This window comes from Traorella massiliensis, from assembly GCF_900104665.1.
Lineage (GTDB): Bacteria > Bacillota_I > Bacilli_A > Erysipelotrichales > Erysipelotrichaceae > Traorella > Traorella massiliensis.
Genome location: NZ_LT629969.1, coordinates 633,958 through 653,755 on the forward strand (window position 1 = coordinate 633,958; position 19,798 = coordinate 653,755).

Here is a 19,798-nt window from a genome sequence, read left to right on the forward strand (position 1 = left end):
AAGATCACCACCTACTTACTACAGAAAGGCGAGCAAAGCGAGCCCGCAACGAGGGCGATTTGTCAAGCAAAAAGTGAAAAAAGTTGGGGGGATTTCAAAAAAACGGCAATTAAAAAAGAGCGTAAACAAGCCGTTAAAATGTTTTCGACCACGCTCTAAATAATAAAGGAGAAAAACAATGAACTTATATGGAAACAAACCGGGAAAATTTTTTGACAAGAAAATCAATGAGAAAATGCTGATAGGAAGGGATTATTATGAAAATCGAGAAGAAGATAAAGCAAGACCTTATTATGTGGAAGTATTTAGATATTTGATCAACTTTGCGAAAAGAAATGGAATCAAAACGTTAGATGATTTAGATAAGTGCGGTATTATGGAAGATTTCGCAATGAATTTTATTGGTGATTATGAAATTGTTGTTTATAATTCAAAAGAAGATTTGCAGATGTTTTTAGATATGCAAAGAGAATATATGGATACTTTTGAATTAACAGATTTAGATTATGAAAATGCATTGCGTTTAAAGGTAACCCTTTTATTTAAGCTTGGGCGAGCTGAAGAAGGAGAAAGAAATATCGTAAGGGAATTAAAAAAGAATCCAAAGTGGCTATGGGGTTATGTTGAGCTTGTGGATGACTTTACTTCTTATCATAAGGATTTAGAGAAGGCGAAGCATTATTATGAATTAGGTCTTAAAAATGCTGCTGACGATCCTGATTTTGATGCCTTGAAAGAAAGAGCGGATATGTTGGAGTAATGAGATTTAGTAGAAGAAATTGATGTTGGATTACGTATATTTATATTGTGAAATAAAGCTACAAATTATTAGTAGAAAAGAAGAGAGAGTTAAAAAAGCATAAAAAAATAGCTGCATGGCAACTATTCATTTATCACCTAAGTGATACCGAATTAACGGCATTTAAGCATAGCTTTATTTTAACTCGTTATGTTATTTTGAATATGTCAATCTCTTGACATAATTAGAATAACTCAATAAAGAAAGGAAGTCAAGATAAAATGAATAAAAACATGAATTATAGTATTGGAATTGATACAGGAACTTCATCAGTTGGCTGGGCAGTTATTGATGAGCAATTTAAGCTTTTAAAAAAGAATAAAAATCATTTATGGGGAAGCAGAATATTTGAAGAAGCTCGAACCGCTGCTAATAGACGATTAAATCGGTCATCAAGAAGAAGGTACAATAAAAGAAGAGAAAGAATTTTTCTTCTTCAATCAATTATGGAAAAAATGGTTCTGGAAAAGGATCCAACATTTTTTATACGTATGAAAAATAGTACTTTTTTAGTTCAAGAAGATAAAAAGGAAGTTCTTCAGGAAAATTATAAAGATAATTATAATTTATTTTCAGATAAGGAGTTTACGGATAAAGATTATTATAAGAAATTTCCAACCATCTATCATTTAAGAAATTATTTATGTAATAGTAATAAAAAAGAAGATCCTAGATTAATTTATCTTGCCTTGCATCATATTATAAAATATAGAGGAAATTTTCTTTATGAGGGAAAAGAATTTATAAATGACAAATTAGATATAAAAGAAAAATTAGGATCATTGTTGAATCATGTTTTTGAAGAAAATGGTATTGAAGAGGATATAGACGATATAAATATCCAAAATATAATTGAGACACTGACAAGTAATCTTACAAAAAAGGAAAAAGTTGAAAAATGTGTATCAAAGTTTGAAGCAACTAGTTCATTAAAATCGATTCTTACTAATTTATTTAATGGAGTTTTAGGGATGTCATGTAATTTTTCAAAAATTTATCCGTTTGAAAAACTAAAAGACGATGATAAAGATATTATATTTAAATTGTCTGAAGAAGATTTTAATGATCTGTTAACAAAATATGAAACTGCATTAGATGATAATAAATTATCTGTTTTTGAAGAAATTCAAAACGTATATAGCTGGATAGAACTTCAGCAAATTTTAGGGGAAGATTCTAATGGGGCTACAATTTCTGAAATAATGATCAAAAAATATGAGGACCATAAAAAAGATTTGAAACAATTAAAAAAAATTATCAAAGAATATGATACTAAAGTATATCATGAAGTTTTCAGAGATAAGATAAATGAGCATAATTATTATAATTATATTTATCATCCAAAAAAAGCATCACAAGATAACTTTTACAAATATATTAAGAAAATATTGCTGAAAATTGATACATGTGAAGCCTATCAATTAATTGAAAAAATTGAAAAAGAAAATTTTATGTTAAAACAAAATAGTCGCATTTATGGTTCGATTCCATATCAGATGCAACTTCAGGAACTTCGTATGATCTTAGACAAGCAATCAAATTATTATCCAGAATTAATGGAAAATAAAGATAAAATAATAAAAATACTCGAATTTAGAATTCCTTATTTTTATGGTCCTTTAGATGGAAATAAAACATTTGGATGGCTAAAAAAGAAAATTGGTAAGGAAGATGAGAGAATTTTGCCATGGAATCATGAAGAAATTGTAGATGTCGATAATACAGCAGCTCTATTTATTGAAAAATTAAAAAGTATGTGTACATATTTACCAAGTGAACCTGTAATGCCTAAAAATTCGCTAACTTGCAATAAGTATGAAGTTCTCTCCGAACTTAATAAGATAAGGATTAATGGTAAATTAATTAGAAGGGATACGAAATTACGTATCATTAATGATTTATTCTTAAAACATAAAAAAGTGAAAGAAAAACATTTAATTGATTGGTTGAATAATGAAGAGTATGGAGAAATAAAAGAAATTACTGGTTATCAGAAGGATAAAGAATTTGCTTCATCTATGAATGTGTGGATAGATTTTATGAATATTTTTGGAGAGGTTAATGATGAGAACTATCAATTAATTGAAAAAATAGCAAATGATGTTACAATATTCAATGATCCAAAAATATTAAAAAGAAGATTAAAAAAGGTTTATCTTTTATCTGAAGATAAGATAGAAAAAATAATGAAGCTGAATTATAAAGGATGGTCAAGTTTATCTTCAAAATTAGTAAATGGTTTATATGCTGACAACAGAATTAGCTCTCATGCTACTATTTTGGATGTAATGGAAGAAGATAATTTAACTTTAATGGAAATTATTAATGATGATCAGTTGGGGTATGATCAGTTAATACAAAATGAATATTTTAAAGAAAATGATAATATTTCAGTATATGAAGAAATCGATAAACTTGCCTGTTCTCCAGCAATCAAAAAAAGTATTCGTCAGACTTTTCTAATTATAGATGAAATCGCTCATTTTATGGGACATAATCCAACGAATGTATTTATAGAATTTGCACGTGAAGAAAAAACAAAAAAAAGGACTTTGTCTCGTACCACACAATTAGAACAAATCTATAAAAACTTGGAATTAAATACTGAAGTAAAAGAAATAATAAGTAAATTAAATGATTATAAAGATTCAGGACGTATGGATGATCGGCTATATTTATATTTTACACAAATGGGAAAATGTATGTACTCAAATAAACCTTTAGATATCAATCGATTAAGTGATTATCAAATTGACCATATTCTTCCTCGTTCGTTAATCAAGGATGATAGTTTAGATAACAAGGTTCTTGTCATTTCTTCAGAAAATCAAAGAAAATTGGATGATTTAGTTGTGCCTTTGGAAATTAGGAACAGGCAATATATGATCTGGAAAAATTTATACGATAAAAGACTAATTTCAAAAAAGAAATTTATTAATTTAACACGTTCAAAGATGGATGACAACATGGTTGAGAAATTTATTAATCGCCAATTGGTAGAAACTCGTCAAGTAATAAAACATGTTGCTAGAATTATTTCAAGTTATTACGGAGGTACTAAAGTTTATGCGATACGTGCTAACCTAGGTCATAGTTATAGAGAAAAATATGAAATTCTCAAAATCAGGGAATTAAATCATTTTCATCACGCACATGATGCATATATCGCTTCGATTATCGGATTGTTCGTGAAGAAATCATTACCAAAACTTAATGGTAGATTTGACTATAATAGTTATATACATAATCAAAAAAGTAAGCTTGGAAATCAAGGACATTCTGGTTTTATATTAAATTCAATGAACTATACTCATTATGATCTTGATACAGGTGAGATACTTTGGGAACCTGAAATGATAAATAATATTAATAAGGTATTTGATTATAAAGATTGTTATGTTACAAAAAAACTTGAAGTTAATGATGGTCAATTATTTAAAATAACTATTATGCCATCAGATAAAAATAGTAAAAATGGAAAAACTGAAGCTTCTTTTCCAGTAAACAAAAATAGACAAGATGTGCAAAAATATGGAGGATTTACTCAAATTAGCTATAATTTTTATGCAATAGAAGGAAAAAAATTGTCAAAAAAACAAGAATTTATTAGAAGAATTGTAAATATTCCTTTATATTTACAAAATCAATCTAATGAAGCACTCATTCAATATGTTGAAAAAGAATATAAGTTAAACTATGTTAATATCATTAAACAAATTAAAAAGAATCAGCTAGTTGAAATAAATGGAGGATTATTCTTTATTAGTTCAGCAGATGAACTTCAAAATGCAAAACAATTAATTTTGAATAGGAAACAAACAATTATACTAAATGAAATAATAAAATCTATAAAAATTAACGATTATCAATCAATAGACGAAACACAGATTAATACGCTATATATAGATTTAATAGAAAAAATGTTTTTTCATTATCCTAAATATAAAAAAATTGCTGAAAAGCTATCTGATAAAACTGAATCGTTTAAAAATTCTGATATTGATATTAAATGCAAAGTAATCATTGAGATTTTAAATGTAATGTCAGCTGGAGCAAAAAATGGAAATTTAAAATTGCTTGGTTTAACAGATAGAGTTGGGCGAATCAACAAAATAATGATAGATTTAGATAAGACGGTTTTCTATCATCAGTCTGTAACTGGTATATATTGTAAAAAGGAAAAGCTATGACTTGGCGTACTGTTGTAGTGAAATCAAAATCAAGACTTTCATACAAGAATGATTATTTAATTATTCGCAACGAAAAGCTTAATTTAATTCACCTTTCAGAAATATCAACACTTTTGATAGATTCTACTGCTGTATCAATCACTTCTTACTTGATATCAGAATTAATGAAACGGAAAATTAAAGTTATTTTTTGTGATGATAAAAGAAATCCACAAAGTGAACTAATTCCATATTATGGCGCTCACAATTCAAGTCAAACTATTATGAAACAGATAAATTGGACTTTATATACTCAAAAAATATGGACCAGAATTATCAAAGAAAAAATATGTAATCAATCTAAATTGTTGTATTCATTAGACAATAAGAATTATCAAAAGCTTATAAAATATAGTGAAGAATTACAACTAATGGATTCTACCAACAGGGAAGGCCATGCGGCTAAAGTGTATTTTAATTCATTGTTTGGTATGGAATTTTCGAGAGAAGAAAGTAATGATATAAATGCTTCTTTAAATTATGGCTATTCAATTTTATTATCACAATTTAATAAGTCTATTGTAAATTATGGTTATTTAACACAAATTGGTATCAAACACAGTAATTACTTTAATAATTTTAATCTTTCTAGCGATTTAATGGAACCATTTCGACCGTTGATAGATAAAATAGTTAAGAATACTGAAAAAGTATATTTTGATACTTCAATGAAACTATCTCTTCTGGAAGTTTTAGATAATAAGATAATAATTAAAAATAAGGAACAATATGTAAGTAATGCAATTAATATTTATGTTAAAAGTGTATTCAATGCGATTGAAAATGAGAATACAGAATTAATAGAATTTTACAGTTATGAGTTTTAGATATATGAGAATGATTCTATTTTTTGATCTGCCAACTTTAACATATTCACAACGCAAATCTTATCAGAAATTTCATAAGTTTTTAATTAAATCGGGTTATATTATGATGCAAGAAAGTGTTTATTGCAAACTTGCTTTAAATAGTTCAATAGTAAAAAGTGAGAAATTGAAATTAGAAAAGAATAAACCAGAAGAAGGTTTGATACAAATGTTAGTAGTAACAGAGAAGCAGTTTTCACAGATGGAATATATTATTGGCAATAAACAAAGTCAAATAGAAGATAGCGAAAAAAGGATCATTATAATATGAAAGTTAGAATTAAAGGATTTTACAAAGATATTGAAACATTTTCTTATAAAAATGTGCTATTAGCTATTGAGGATAAAAAATTATTTACTAACACTATAAAAAACATATTGACTTATGATCATCGTAACTTAAATGAAATAATTATTTATAATGATGAATTAGAACTTGTTTTATCAAAAAATGTTATTTTGATAAAGGATATTTTCAGTTTTGAAATTAATTCTAAAACAATTCTTAATAAGTTATATTTATCTCTAAAGCAGATAATAGAAGAGAGTAATGAATTAGTTAATAGTTTTTATTCATCCATCAATATGATAAATCATTCTATAATTAATGCAGCAAGTGAATGGAGCTTCGATTTAATTTTGAATGAACAGTTAGAATTAGAAACATATTTTAAATCTCATGGTATAAAAATATGGGCAGAATATTCAACATTGCTAGAAAAAGCACTATTGATAATAGAAATTCTTTCTGAATTTATGCCAGATATTCTTTTAATTATATCTCATTCTCTAGATTATTTTGATGATGAAGAAGTAAAGGAAATACTTAAATATATACGGTATAAACAAATAGATGCATTATTTATAGAAAATTCGATTGAAAGAGAATCGCTATTTGAAGATGTATATTTAATTGATAACGAATTTGATTTGATTTATAATAAAGATATAAATTCAAAATAACAGATGGAGTCGTTACCCATTCATTCTAAATTTGAGGTTTTAGAGTTATGTTATTTTGAATAGATCCAAAACTGAAACATGGGATGGATATTTGGAATACAGTTTTAGAGTTATGTTATTTTGAATAGATCCAAAACGAATTTTCTCATATTTTAGCCGTATATCAAGTTTTAGAGTTATGTTATTTTGAATAGATCCAAAACCACACCCCCTTTATCGGAACTTTGATTATAGTTTTAGAGTTATGTTATTTTGAATAGATCCAAAACTAGTGGAACGAGCACTCCTGCGTCTTCTTTGTTTTAGAGTTATGTTATTTTGAATAGATCCAAAACAAGAGTTGGTGTTGGCCGTGTTCTTGATGGGTTTTAGAGTTATGTTATTTTGAATAGATCCAAAACTCTAGATATGTTGCCACAATAGAAATCTGGGTTTTAGAGTTATGTTATTTTGAATAGATCCAAAACTAAAAGACTTTCAGAACTTGAATTTGAAGAGTTTTAGAGTTATGTTATTTTGAATAGATCCAAAACAATGGACTATCTCGAATCTAAAATCGCTTTGTTTTAGAGTTATGTTATTTTGAATAGATCCAAAACTGTTAAAGTTGGTGCAGGTCTTAATATATCGTTTTAGAGTTATGTTATTTTGAATAGATCCAAAACTGGTACATATAAATTTAATGTTGATGATATGTTTTAGAGTTATGTTATTTTGAATAGATCCAAAACTGTTGGATTCTTGGCAATCGGTGGCGCAGTGTTTTAGAGTTATGTTATTTTGAATAGATCCAAAACAAAGGTACATCTCAGCGTCTGGACATATAAGTTTTAGAGTTATGTTATTTTGAATAGATCCAAAACTGTGATACTTTCTGCGAACGGCTTTCTTACGTTTTAGAGTTATGTTATTTTGAATAGATCCAAAACGATTATTGATTATCAGACTTCTTTGATATTGTTTTAGAGTTATGTTATTTTGAATAGATCCAAAACGACAAACTGTCTCAAGGCCACGATGATAAAGTTTTAGAGTTATGTTATTTTGAATAGATCCAAAACCGAATATATGAACGTAGAGAGTGAATTTGGGTTTTAGAGTTATGTTATTTTGAATAGATCCAAAACTTTCACCTGTGTAAGCATTGCATCGGCTATGTTTTAGAGTTATGTTATTTTGAATAGATCCAAAACGTGTGCAGATACTGGCACAAAAGAGGGCAGGTTTTAGAGTTATGTTATTTTGAATAGATCCAAAACTGGTGTTATAAGTGCTAACCAGCGCATTGTGTTTTAGAGTTATGTTATTTTGAATAGATCCAAAACTTTTGTTGTGAATGATGAATCGTTCGGGTGGTTTTAGAGTTATGTTATTTTGAATAGATCCAAAACAGAGGCTTGACCTTGCAGATGAGAAGTCTGGTTTTAGAGTTATGTTATTTTGAATAGATCCAAAACTGACACATTATATATAGAAACAAAATCAGCGTTTTAGAGTTATGTTATTTTGAATAGATCCAAAACTGAAAAGTTAGATGAAGTACCAAATATGCAGTTTTAGAGTTATGTTATTTTGAATAGATCCAAAACCTCCTACACAGACTCTTAGCGTAACTGTCGGTTTTAGAGTTATGTTATTTTGAATAGATCCAAAACATATTCAGCTGGATGCCGAGTTCAGCGGGAGTTTTAGAGTTATGTTATTTTGAATACTTTCAAAACAATCTGTATGAGAATAGATATGAAAAGAAAATTGTAGTTACTGTCAAGTATTTTAACTTTCCAGCAAATAAATCTTGCCTATTGTTGGGGTTTGTGGTAAACTACTTACGTTAAGCAACGAGGTGATTTCTTTGAAGTGGACGAAAAGTGAATTACTCCAGGCTGAAAACAACACGATTGAGTTTGATGAAATGATTGAATTCAATGAAGCTGATTTGAAAAAGGTAAGCCACTTAAGGAAGTTAAAGGATGTTGAAGTATCAGGTGATATTCATTATGATGTTTCTACTGAATTGGCAATTGCTAATATTCATGTGAGAGGGATCATGGTGGTACCTTGCAGCATTTCTTTGGAAGATGTTGAGGTGGAATTTGATACATCTTCAAGTGAAGTTTATTCATTTGAAAAGAATCCTCAGGATTTGGATATCCATGAGACAAAGAAAGACATCGTCGAGTTGTATCCGGCAATTTTCCAGCTGATTGTAATGGAGATTCCTTACAAGGTTGTAAAAGAAGGGGTCGAGTATCCCAAGGGAAAAGGCTGGGAAGTTGTGAGCGAGGAAGAGTTTAATTCATCTAAAAAAGATGAAATCGATCCTCGATTAGCAAAACTAAAGGATTTCAAGATAGAGGAATAGGTGAGGAGGTAGCAAGATGGCTGTTCAACAAAGACGTAACTCTAAAACTAGAAAAGCTAAACGTAGAACTCACTACAAGTTAGCGGCACCTACATTGGTAAAATGTCCTAACTGTGGAGCATTCAAGAGAACTCACAGAGTTTGTGGAGAGTGCGGTTACTACGATGGTGTAAAAGTTGCCTAAGAAGAGTCAATGACTCTTTTTTTATTATGTGTTGTGTTGTATAATCACAAAGAGGTGTTTTATGAAACTATTGCTGATCAAAGGAATTCATTTTCTGTTATCGCTGATGGGAAGAGGAGGTTCTTTACCAGGAACGATTGCGTTGAAGATGGATGCGGATATATTAAAAAAATTTAAGATGCCTAAGAAGGTCATCATGGTTACGGGAACGAATGGGAAAACGACGACAAGCAATCTGATCGTTGAATCATTCGCTAAGGCAGGTTATCGTGTTATTGGTAACCGTAAAGGTGATAATCTGAAAGAAGGTATCGTTACGTTGTTGTGTACCCATTCCTCTTTGCGATATGAAGTACAAGCAGACGTAGTAGTACTTGAAGTAGATGAACTGACGGTCATGCGTGTTTTTAAGGATCTTGGGGTCACCACTTTTGTTGTGAATAACTTTTTCCGTGATCAATTGGATCGTGCGGGAGAAATGGAAACGATCGTACGGCGTATTGAGTCGGTGCTAGATGATTATGAGGGACATCTGATTTTAAATGCTAATGATCCTAATGTAGTGCGACTGGCAGATAGTGCTAAGAAAGCGGATATTCATTATTATGGTGTAGGTAAAAATGAAGTGTCTTCAGAAACGAGCAATGAAGCCAGTGAGGGGAAATTCTGTCCACGTTGTGGCCGTTCTTTGCATTATGATTATTATCAGTATTCGCATATTGGAAAGTTTGTTTGTGAATGTGGTTTTGGAAAGAATGATATTGAGTATTTTGTAGATGCGATCGATTATGAGAATGAAACCTTTACGATGAATCAGAAGACGTATCATTCATTTCAGAATGCTATTTATGCGATTTATAACTGTGCAGCTGTTTTGTGCTGTATGGGTGTCAATGGTGTTTCTGATGAATGTGCGAATGAAGTGTTTAAAACTTTTACGATGCATAAGGGACGTAATGAGTCTTTTGATTTAAATGGTAAATGTCTGTTGAATCTGGTGAAAAATCCAACAGGAGCCAATGAAGTAATGAAGGCTATCATGAAAAATCATGAAGATAAAAATGTAATGATTATTTTGAATGATCATGATCAGGATGGTCGTGATGTTTCCTGGATCTGGGATGCTCATTTTGATCTTTTGATTGATGAACATACCAAAAGAGTTTTATGTAGTGGAACACGAGCTTATGATATTGCCTTACGTATGAAATATGAAGGTTATGAGAATATTGAAGTCTATGAACGTGTTGAGGATGGTATCGTGCGATTAAAAGAATTAAAAGAAGATGCTTATGTGATCGCTACTTATACTGCCTTGCAGTCAACACGTTCAATCATAAGGAGGCATGCGTCATGAATCTGAAAATATGCTGGATGTATCATGATCTGATGGATCTATATGGTGATAAGGGAAATATTCAGGTGCTGAAGATTCGTGCCCAAAAACGTAATATTGAATGCATCGTAGATACCTGTTCACTCAAAGAAGAAAAGGATCTGAGTGCTTATGATCTATTATTTATCGGTGGTGGTGCCGATAAGGAACAAAGTCTTTTGGTAGAAGATCTGTTAAGCCGTAAAGAGAATATTCGAAAGGCCATGGATGAGGGAAGTTTCATTCTTTTGATTTGTGGCGGTTATCAGTTGTTTGGCCAGTATTATCTGGATGGCGATGGGAATAAGATTGAAGGACTTGGCTTTTTTGACTATTATACTGAAAGTGCTTCACGTGATGTTCGCTGTATCGGTAATATTGCAATTGAAGTAGATGTTGAAGGTGAGAAATTTAAGGCCGTAGGTTTTGAAAATCACGGAGGGCAGACAAAAAACGTTTCAACCCCTTTTGGCAGAGTGCTCAGTGGTCAGGGAAATAGCTTTGGCTGTGGCTTTGAAGGCTTTTATAATGGTTCTGTCTTGGGTACCTATATGCATGGCCCTTTATTGCCTAAAAATCCTCAAATAGCGGATTTGATCCTTCGTAAAGCGTTAAAGAAACGCTATGGTGATGTAGAGTTGGAACAGTTAGATGATACGTTGGAAAATAAAGCTAGAGATGTAATGTTAACAAGAATTTTAAAAGATTAGAGATAGAGGATCGAAGTAAAATCCTCTCTTTTTTTTATGATTTTGTATCCAATTTTTTCCTAAATTAACACAAAGTGTCTAACCTCGTGCATTGACACTTTTTTAGAATGTATTTGTTTAATCTTTAATTAATTTTTATGAAAAAAAGACTATACAATTTCAAGCAATTCTTTTATAATAGTGGTATAAAGTAGCGTAAAGTGGTAGAAAGTGGGTGATGATATGTTCATGGGTGAGTTTTCTCACAACCTTGATGCTAAGGGAAGACTGATTATTCCAGCTCGTTTCCGCAGCGAACTGAAGGATGGACTGATTCTCACTCAGGGACTGGATGGATGCCTGACACTTTATACGAGTGAAGCATGGGAGAAGATTTATGCTCAGCTTCAAACTTTGCCAGCTACAAAATCACAGGCTCGTGCTTTTGTTCGTATTCTGACAAGCAAAGCTTGTGAGGTAGAAATTGATTCACAGGGACGTATTTTGATCCCTGCCAATCTAATCAAACAGGCTAATATCAAAAAGGAATGTGTCGTAGTAGGAGCCGGAAGCAAGGTTGAAATTTGGGCAAAGGATGTCTGGGAAGAATATATATCAAACAGTGAGGAAAGCTTTGAGGAATTGGCTGAAAGCTTAACGGAATTTATGCTATGAAACATGTAAGTGTATTATTAAATGAATGTATTGAAGGCTTAAATATCAAAGAAGATGGCATCTATGTGGATGGTACGCTTGGAAGAGGCGGGCATTCCGCAGAAATCTTAAAGAGAATTCCTAAAGGGCAACTGATCTGTTTTGATAAAGATGCAGCAGCCATTGAAGAAAGTCGCAAACGACTGCTGGCAATTGGCACAAATGTGACCCTGATACATAACGGCTTTAAGCATTTAAAAGAAGAGCTTGAAAGATATCAAATCAGTGGTATTGATGGTCTGCTTCTTGATCTGGGTGTCAGCTCACCACAGTTTGATGAGGCAAAGCGAGGATTTTCCTATCGTTATGATGCACCATTAGATATGAGAATGGATCAGAGTCAGTCATTAAGTGCTGAAAACGTTGTAAATGACTATTCCTTTGAAGAATTATGTCGTGTATTTCTACGCTATGGGGAAGACCCATTTGCGAAACAGGTAGCTCGTAAGATAGAGCAGCGTCGTGCTGAAAAACCAATCAAAACTACTTTCGAACTTGTTGATTGTATTAAATCAGCTTATCCGGCGAAGGTGCTCAATAAAAAAGGACATCCGGCAAAAAAAATTTTTCAGGCCATTCGTATTGAAGTGAATGATGAACTTCATGAACTTGAAATCTGTTTGGAAGAGGCTTGTGAATGTTTGAATGTAGGCGGTCGAATTTGCGTTATTAGTTTTCATTCACTGGAAGATCGTATCGTTAAGGATACATTCCGACGTAAAAGTACTGCAGAAGATGTGGACAAACGTATTCCATTGAAAGAAAGTGAAATCAAGCAGGCAGATTTCCGCTGTATAAACCGTAAACCAATTACGGCAAGTGAAGAGGAACTGGAAGCGAATAATCGTTCCCATTCCGCTAAATTAAGAATATTAGAAAGGGTGAAATAAGATGGCTAAAATCGTTAAGAAAAAAAGAAAACTGAAAATGCAGAATCTCCTCAGTGTTGTTTTTGCTTTGAGCCTTTTGGCGTATCTTGGATCAACCTTTGTGATTCGCTCCATGAATGTGTCACTTAACTATGAATTGACACAGCTAAACAATGAGAATGAGGAAAAACAAAAAGAATTGGATACATTACGTCTTGAAGTAGCAAGATATACAGAAAGAGATTATCTGATGTCAATCTGTGCTGCTAACGGTGTCAATTTAAATTACGATACAAATCGTATTACATATATTGATGAAAAAGAATAGTGAGTGGTTTAAATGAAAAAGAATACAACTAATATCAAAATATTAGTTATTTTTCTAGCAATCGTTTTAATTGGAGGCATTATATCATTTAATGTCTTTTTCACTACCATCAGCGGTGTCCATCTGAGAAGCGGCATCAACGTACTGGAGAAAAAAGCGGGTTCTCAGGAAAAAGTAGAGGTACTGCAGGCTAAAAGAGGAACGATCAGAGATCGTAATGGCAGTGCGATTGCGCAAAATAGTGATACTTATACGATTGTTGCAATACTAGATAAAAACCGTCAAGGTGACTATGCTTATGTGGAAGACAGACAGTTTACAGCTGAAGCTTTAGCGCCAATCTTAGGGATGGAGGCAGATCAGATCCTGGAATATCTGAATCTTCAGGATACTGGTCAATATCAGACATATTTAGGAGAAAAAGGAAAAAATCTTACACAGGAGCAGAAAGATGCGATTGAGGCAATTGTTTATACGCCAGATCCAGAAAAAGAAACAACAGGTCTGCCAGGGATCGAGTTTGAAAAAACCGTGTCAAGAGTTTATACTCCAGGTCGTTTTGCTTCTACTTTATTAGGCTTTGCCAGTTATAATTCTGAACAGCAGCGTCTAGTGGGGCAAGTAGGAATTGAAGCCTATTTAGATGATTATCTCAAGGGAACAGATGGTAAGGCCGTTTCGCAGAAAGATGCCAATGGTTATTCACTTCCGGGAACGACTCGTATTACAGAAGTGGCCACAAATGGAAGCGATGTCTATTTAACGATTGATAAAGATATTCAAGAAGCACTTGAAGATTGTTTACAAAAAACGATTGAAAATAATGATGCGGAAAATGCATGGGCCATTGTCATGGAAGTTGAAACAGGTAAGATATTAGCTTATGGCGGCTATCCAACCTATGATTTAAATTCACGTGAAGATCTTGTTTATACAGATATGCCAAGCATGTTTACTTTTGAACCTGGTTCTGTTATTAAGCCGTTTACTTATGCTATAGCTATGGAAGAAGGCGTTTACCGTGGATCTGATACCGTTGAAACGGGACGTTTCTGTATCGGCTATAATGAAGATTATACTGAAATCTATCGTAAAGAAGGACCATGTTCACTGGAAGGAAATATTAATGATGGTTACCGTCCAGGCTGGGGAACGATTACCTTTGATGAAGGACTGGTACGTTCTTCTAATACTTGTATTGCCACTTTACTGACAAGTTATCTGAAAACAGATGTATTCTGGGATTATTTAGATCGTCTGGGTTTCTTTAAACAGACAGGGGTAGAAGGATTATCGATGTCTGAAGAAAAAGGTATTAAAAATAATACTTATGCGATTGACCGTTTAAACTTTGGTTATGGACAAGGTTCCAGTATCACGGCATTACAGCTTGTACAGGCATATACCACAATCTTTAATGATGGTTATGAGGTTAAGCCTTACTATATTGATAAAATTGTAGATGCAAACAATAATGTCGTCTATGAAGGAGAAACGACATATGTTCATACAGATGAAGAGGGAAATCCACAGCGTATTTTTTCTACTGAAACGACACAGAAGGTCATGGAACTAATGAAACAGGTTATTCAGGATCCGGAAAAAGGAACGGGTTATTCCTACAATATTGAAGGACTTGATATGATTGGTAAAACAGGTACTGGAGAAATTGCGGTTAATGGTTCATATGGCAAATCTCTTTATACATCAAATATCATGGCTGCTGCTCCAAGTGATGATCCAAAAATCATGGTTTACTATGGCTTCCAGTCTTCTCATGTTGGTGACTTTGATAAGAGCTTCTATCAGAATCTCTTTACTGTTGCCTATGAAGCAGCAGGTATTCGTTCTACAGAAACAACCGATACGGATACCAATTATGAAAATTGGCAGGAATATTCTATGCCAGCCTTAAAAAATCATACGATGGATTATGTTAATCAGAAACTGTCTGAAATGAATGTACATCCTGTATTTATTGGTGATGGTACAATGGTCACAGACCAGTATCCAAGTTCGAATGATTCTGTAACGACGAATCAGAATGTATTTATCAAAACAAATTCTGTAAATATTAGTATGCCAAATATGATCAATTGGTCGTATAAAGATGTTATGATATACAAAGAAATGAGTGGACTTAACATTGTTTGTAATGGCAGTGGCACGGTTGTAAGCCAAAGTGTCACAGAAAATACAGCCGTTACTTCTGATACGGAAATTGTGATACAACTCGAATAAATCCCATGTAACCCATGGGATTTTTTGTGCGATTTGATTTTATTTTTGCTTTTCTGTATAATAATGAAGACGAGGGAGGAGTAAGCATGAACCTTAAACGTTTTGGTTTGATTCTTTCACTTTTTTTATTGATAACTGCTTGTTCACAGCCACAGGATCAGACATTAAATCTGGAAACATTAAACCAAGAGCTTCCTTATCTGGCAGAAGAGACCTTTGATATTTCAAATGTTCTTTCAAGTGTGGAATATGAAAAAGACAATATATTTGAGAATTTAATAGACTTATATGATTATGATTATGAAGAAGTGCTGGGCATTACACCTAGTAATGTTCTTCACGGTACTGTCCGTATTTCACCGACAAGCGCACAGATGTATATGGTATTTAAACCGGTCAGTGGGTGCGAAGAAGCACTGAAGCAGGAATTGATGGATTATGTAAGTCAGCGTATTTTAAGTGCTGATAATGATACAGATAAAAATTTGCTTGAAAATGCACTGATTGAAGAAAATGAAGATTTTATAGCACTGATCGTATCTACGGATAATCAGGAAGTATTAAGCCGCATTCAAAATGCCCGTACAACTTTATTTGGGGTGCTGACTCCTGCAGAAGACGGTGATCTTGAAGATTATGGTTTGGATCTTACGATGGTTTCCTCTTATGCCATTCAAAAACCGGTATTAACGAGTGCTAGAACTTATTTGATCGTAAAACCTGTTGAAGGACAGGAAGAGGAAGTAAAAGATGCTTTAAGTTCATATTTAAAGCGTTTAGAAACCGATTATGCTTCAATGCCGCAAGAGGAAGAACTGGTGAAAAATGCGATGGTTACAGAATTAGAAGGGTATCAGATCATTATTATTTCAAAGGATAATGAAAGGGTGCTTGAAGCAATTAAGACCTATTTACAGTAGGTCTTTTTCTTTTTTTTATATCATAATATAAAATATGCAAAAAGAAATGAACTTAAAAAGAATGCGTATGGTAAGAGTCATCATTGGACTTGTTTTCTTATTGATTTGTTTTAAGCTGATGTATGAACAGTTGTTTCATCATGCAACGATTTTAGAAAGAGCAGAGAATCTTTGGCAGCGTGATTTTAAAATATCTGGGAAAAGAGGAACGATCTACAGCAGTAATCAGGAAGTTTTGGCTATTAATATGCCTAGTACGAGCGTGATGGCAGTTCCTTTGATGATTAAGGATGCTCCTCGTACCGCTAAAATTCTTAGTGAAATCTTAGCGTGTGATGAAGCAGATCTGTTAGCAAAACTAGAAAAAAGGGTTTCTACTCAGAAGTTACAGCCGGAAGGGCGAAATATTACGGATGAGCAGCGAGATAAGATCATGGAAGAAGATTTAGAAGGAATTATTCTTGTACAGGATTCAAAGCGTTATTATCCTAATGGTGCTTATCTTTCTCAGGTGCTTGGTTTTTGTGGCATCGATCATCAGGGGCTTAGTGGTCTGGAATTGGAATATGATGAATATTTAAAGGCTGAAAGCGGTGATTTAAAAATATCTTTTGATGCAAAGGGTAATCTATTGGCATTGGAGGAGGAAGTGGTTCATTATGGGTATGGGAATGATCTTGTTTTAAGTATAGATTCAACGATTCAATCAATTGTAGAAAGAGAAATGAATCTGATGATGTTGAAGTATCAGCCGACAAGTGCCTTGGCAATTGCGATGGATCCTAACACTGGAGCCATTTTAGCAATGGTCAGCAAACCGGATTTTGATCCTAATGAATATCAAAATTATGATATTGAGACATTAAATCGTAATTTACCGATCTGGATGTCTTTTGAACCGGGGTCTACATTTAAAAGCATTACTTTTGCGAGTGCTTTGGAAGAAAAATGTTTTGATATGTATACAGATACTTATTATGACCGTGGGTATGAAATTGTTGAGGGAGCACGTATTAAATCATGGAAGGCAGGAGGACATGGCCAGCAAACTTTTCTTGAAGTGCTGGAAAACTCCAGTAATCCGGGTTTTGTGGAAATCGGTCGTCGGCTTGGACAAGAAAAACTGTATGAATATGTCATGAACTTTGGATTTGGCAAGAAGACAGGTATCGATCTTCCAGGAGAAAGCAGTGGTATCATGTTTGACTATGATGCAATGGGTCCTGTGGAGTCAGCAACGGTTGCTTTTGGTCAGGGAATTAGTGCTACTCCTTTACAGTTAGTACGAGCCTTTAGTGCAGTTATCAATGGGGGTACGCTTTATAAGCCTTATATTGTTTCATCAGTCACAAATCCTTTGACAGGAGAAGATTTGTATGAAAAACAGCCGGAAAGTCAAGGGACGGTTATATCTGAAAAGACCAGTGCATTGATGCGAGTTGCCTTAGAAAGTGTAGTAGCTAATGGCGGTGGCAAGAATTCGTATATCTATGGTTATAAGATTGGCGGTAAGAGTGGCACTGCCCAAAAGGCAGTGAATGGCGTTTATTTAAGTAATGAATATGTACTCTCTTTTTTAAGTGCCGCTTCTATGGATGATCCGAAGATTGTCTTATATGTTGCCTGTGATTCGCCACAGAATAATATTCAATATGGCGGTACGGTCGTTGCTCCTGTTGTCAGAAATATGTATGAGGATATACTGCCTTATTTGGAAGTAGAAAAAGCACAGACACAGATTCCAAAGAAAACGACGTGGCTTGATCCAAAAATGATACAAGTTGGTAATTTTATTGGACTTTCTAAAGAAGATTGTATTCAGGAAGGATTAGAATTTGAATTCATAGGCGATGGTGATAAGGTGGTTGAACAGTATCCGTCATCAAATACCTATCTTCAAGAAAATGGAAAGGTGGTGCTGGTTTGTCTCGACAATTGAAAGAATGTTTACAGGCGATCGGCTTGGATACTGATGAAAATCGGGTCATTTATAATATCACTCATGATTCTAGAGAATGTGATAAAAATAGTATCTATGCAGGAGAACGATATAAAGAAGATGCTTTGGCAAGAAATGCATATGTGGTTGAAGAAAAATATTTAGGGGAACTTTTATGCTTTTTTTATGATGATCCAAGTGCTCATTATTTTGTTATTGGGGTTACAGGAACGAATGGGAAGACCAGTGTAACGCATTTTCTTAAGCAGATGCTGACAATGTTAGGTTATCGCTGTATCCGATTAGGAACGCAGGTAAATGAGTTTGAAGATAAACATGTGGAAAGTGACAATACGACCATGAATGTGATGGAGAATTTAAAGGTTTTTTTGAAACATCGTGATCAGATCGATTGTATTATCATGGAAGTTTCTTCACATGCCATTGAAGAGAACCGTTTGGCCTTTATCCGTTTTGATCGTATCATTTATACGAATATTACACCTGAACATTTAGATTATCATCTTACTTTTACACATTATCAGTATTCTAAGTTTAAACTGCGCTTTTATTTGAAACAGGAAGGGAAGATATTGCTTCATTATGATCAGCTGAATTTACATCGGATGTTTCAGTTTGAAAGAGAAAGAGTGATTCCTTATGGTATTAAGGGACGTTTTCAGCTTAAAGCAGGGAACACTACATTAAATGAATGCCGTTTTTCTGTTAGAGAATATGATTTTGTGGCGAATTTGGCTGGAGAACATACGATCATGAATCTTGGAGCCGTTTTAGCGTGTTTAGAAAGTATGAACATTGATTTTAAAAAATGTGTTCCTCTAATATCGTTATTAAAACCGGTAGAGGGAAGGATGGAGATTTTTGAACTAGCTTCACGCAGCATTGTGATTGATTATGCCCATACGCCAGATTCACTGGCTGTTGTTGCTTCTTTTTTGAAAAAGCATGTTCAAAAGCGACTGATTTGTGTATTTGGCTGCGGTGGCGAAAGAGATCAGAAAAAACGTGCGCCGATGGCTCAGATTGCTGCTTCTTTATGTGACATCGTGATCGTTACGGAAGATAACAGCCGTAATGAATCTTTTGAAAAGATCGTGAAAGATATGGAGCTGGAGCGTTTTCATAATGTCATCGTGATCGAAAAAAGAGCTGAAGCGGTTCATAAAGCTTTTATCTTATCGCAGTTAAATGATATAATACTGCTTGCAGGTAAAGGAAATGAACAATTTCTGATTGCCAAGGGAGTTAAAACTCCTTATAATGATAAGGCATGTATATGCCAGTGTGAAAGAGGTTGAA

The 19,798-nt window shown here is 33.2% G+C and carries 16 protein-coding genes and 1 CRISPR repeat array; all 16 genes read left to right on the forward strand.

All coding sequences use genetic code 11. The features are described 5' to 3' along the window. Window positions 1-178: 178 nt before the first annotated feature. Window positions 179-760 (forward strand): hypothetical protein, encoded by a 582-nt coding sequence (locus BQ5367_RS10325; RefSeq protein ID WP_071442415.1) that lies wholly within the window; start codon window positions 179-181, stop codon window positions 758-760. A gap of 260 nt (window positions 761-1,020) precedes the next feature. Continuing rightward, window positions 1,021-4,989, forward strand: coding sequence for a type II CRISPR RNA-guided endonuclease Cas9 (cas9, locus tag BQ5367_RS10330; protein WP_071442416.1), 3,969 nt, complete (start codon window positions 1,021-1,023; stop codon window positions 4,987-4,989). Then, the gene (gene cas1, locus BQ5367_RS10335; protein ID WP_071442417.1) at window positions 4,986-5,855 is read left to right on the forward strand and encodes a type II CRISPR-associated endonuclease Cas1; all 870 of its coding nucleotides are present in this window, start codon (window positions 4,986-4,988) and stop codon (window positions 5,853-5,855) included. Before cas9 ends, cas1 begins: the two co-directional genes overlap by 4 nt. 10 nt (window positions 5,856-5,865) lie before the next feature. Further along, window positions 5,866-6,165: a CRISPR-associated endonuclease Cas2 gene (gene cas2, locus BQ5367_RS10340; RefSeq protein ID WP_235858781.1), complete on the forward strand. Its 300-nt coding sequence runs from the start codon at window positions 5,866-5,868 to the stop codon at window positions 6,163-6,165. Further along, the gene (gene csn2, locus BQ5367_RS10345) at window positions 6,162-6,857 is read left to right on the forward strand and encodes a type II-A CRISPR-associated protein Csn2 (RefSeq protein ID WP_071442419.1); all 696 of its coding nucleotides are present in this window, start codon (window positions 6,162-6,164) and stop codon (window positions 6,855-6,857) included. The genes cas2 and csn2 overlap by 4 nt, the downstream gene beginning before the upstream one ends. Before the next feature lie 36 nt (window positions 6,858-6,893). Next, a CRISPR array of direct repeats spans window positions 6,894-8,578; the repeat unit is 36 nt; unit sequence GTTTTAGAGTTATGTTATTTTGAATAGATCCAAAAC. 122 nt (window positions 8,579-8,700) lie between these two features. Further along, window positions 8,701-9,219, forward strand: a complete 519-nt coding sequence (locus tag BQ5367_RS10350) for a YceD family protein (RefSeq protein WP_235858782.1) — start codon at window positions 8,701-8,703, stop codon at window positions 9,217-9,219. Between the two features lie 16 nt (window positions 9,220-9,235). Beyond that, window positions 9,236-9,403, forward strand: coding sequence for a 50S ribosomal protein L32 (rpmF, locus tag BQ5367_RS10355; RefSeq protein ID WP_071442421.1), 168 nt, complete (start codon window positions 9,236-9,238; stop codon window positions 9,401-9,403). Window positions 9,404-9,464: 61 nt separating this feature from the next. After that, on the forward strand, window positions 9,465-10,760 hold the full coding sequence (locus BQ5367_RS10360; protein WP_071442422.1) for a Mur ligase family protein: 1,296 nt from the start codon (window positions 9,465-9,467) through the stop codon (window positions 10,758-10,760). Beyond that, complete coding sequence (locus BQ5367_RS10365; protein ID WP_071442423.1) at window positions 10,757-11,488, forward strand: type 1 glutamine amidotransferase; 732 nt, start codon at window positions 10,757-10,759, stop codon at window positions 11,486-11,488. Before BQ5367_RS10360 ends, BQ5367_RS10365 begins: the two co-directional genes overlap by 4 nt. A gap of 228 nt (window positions 11,489-11,716) precedes the next feature. Beyond that, window positions 11,717-12,142, forward strand: coding sequence for a division/cell wall cluster transcriptional repressor MraZ (gene mraZ, locus BQ5367_RS10370; protein WP_408033456.1), 426 nt, complete (start codon window positions 11,717-11,719; stop codon window positions 12,140-12,142). Then, complete coding sequence (gene rsmH, locus BQ5367_RS10375) at window positions 12,139-13,071, forward strand: 16S rRNA (cytosine(1402)-N(4))-methyltransferase RsmH (RefSeq protein WP_071442424.1); 933 nt, start codon at window positions 12,139-12,141, stop codon at window positions 13,069-13,071. Before mraZ ends, rsmH begins: the two co-directional genes overlap by 4 nt. Before the next feature lies 1 nt (window position 13,072). Continuing rightward, a complete protein-coding gene (locus BQ5367_RS10380; protein WP_071442425.1) occupies window positions 13,073-13,378 on the forward strand; it encodes a hypothetical protein in 306 nt (101 codons plus the stop codon). A 12-nt stretch (window positions 13,379-13,390) separates the two neighbouring features. Continuing rightward, window positions 13,391-15,619 (forward strand): penicillin-binding protein, encoded by a 2,229-nt coding sequence (locus tag BQ5367_RS10385; RefSeq protein ID WP_071442426.1) that lies wholly within the window; start codon window positions 13,391-13,393, stop codon window positions 15,617-15,619. An 86-nt stretch (window positions 15,620-15,705) separates the two neighbouring features. After that, window positions 15,706-16,539 carry a DUF4358 domain-containing protein gene (locus tag BQ5367_RS10390; protein WP_071442427.1) on the forward strand — a complete coding sequence of 278 codons (834 nt, stop codon included), beginning with the start codon at window positions 15,706-15,708 and terminating at the stop codon, window positions 16,537-16,539. Between the two features lie 46 nt (window positions 16,540-16,585). After that, window positions 16,586-18,478, forward strand: coding sequence for a penicillin-binding transpeptidase domain-containing protein (locus BQ5367_RS10395; protein WP_235858763.1), 1,893 nt, complete (start codon window positions 16,586-16,588; stop codon window positions 18,476-18,478). Beyond that, window positions 18,463-19,797, forward strand: a complete 1,335-nt coding sequence (locus BQ5367_RS10400; RefSeq protein WP_071442429.1) for a Mur ligase family protein — start codon at window positions 18,463-18,465, stop codon at window positions 19,795-19,797. Before BQ5367_RS10395 ends, BQ5367_RS10400 begins: the two co-directional genes overlap by 16 nt. Window position 19,798: the final 1 nt, after the last annotated feature.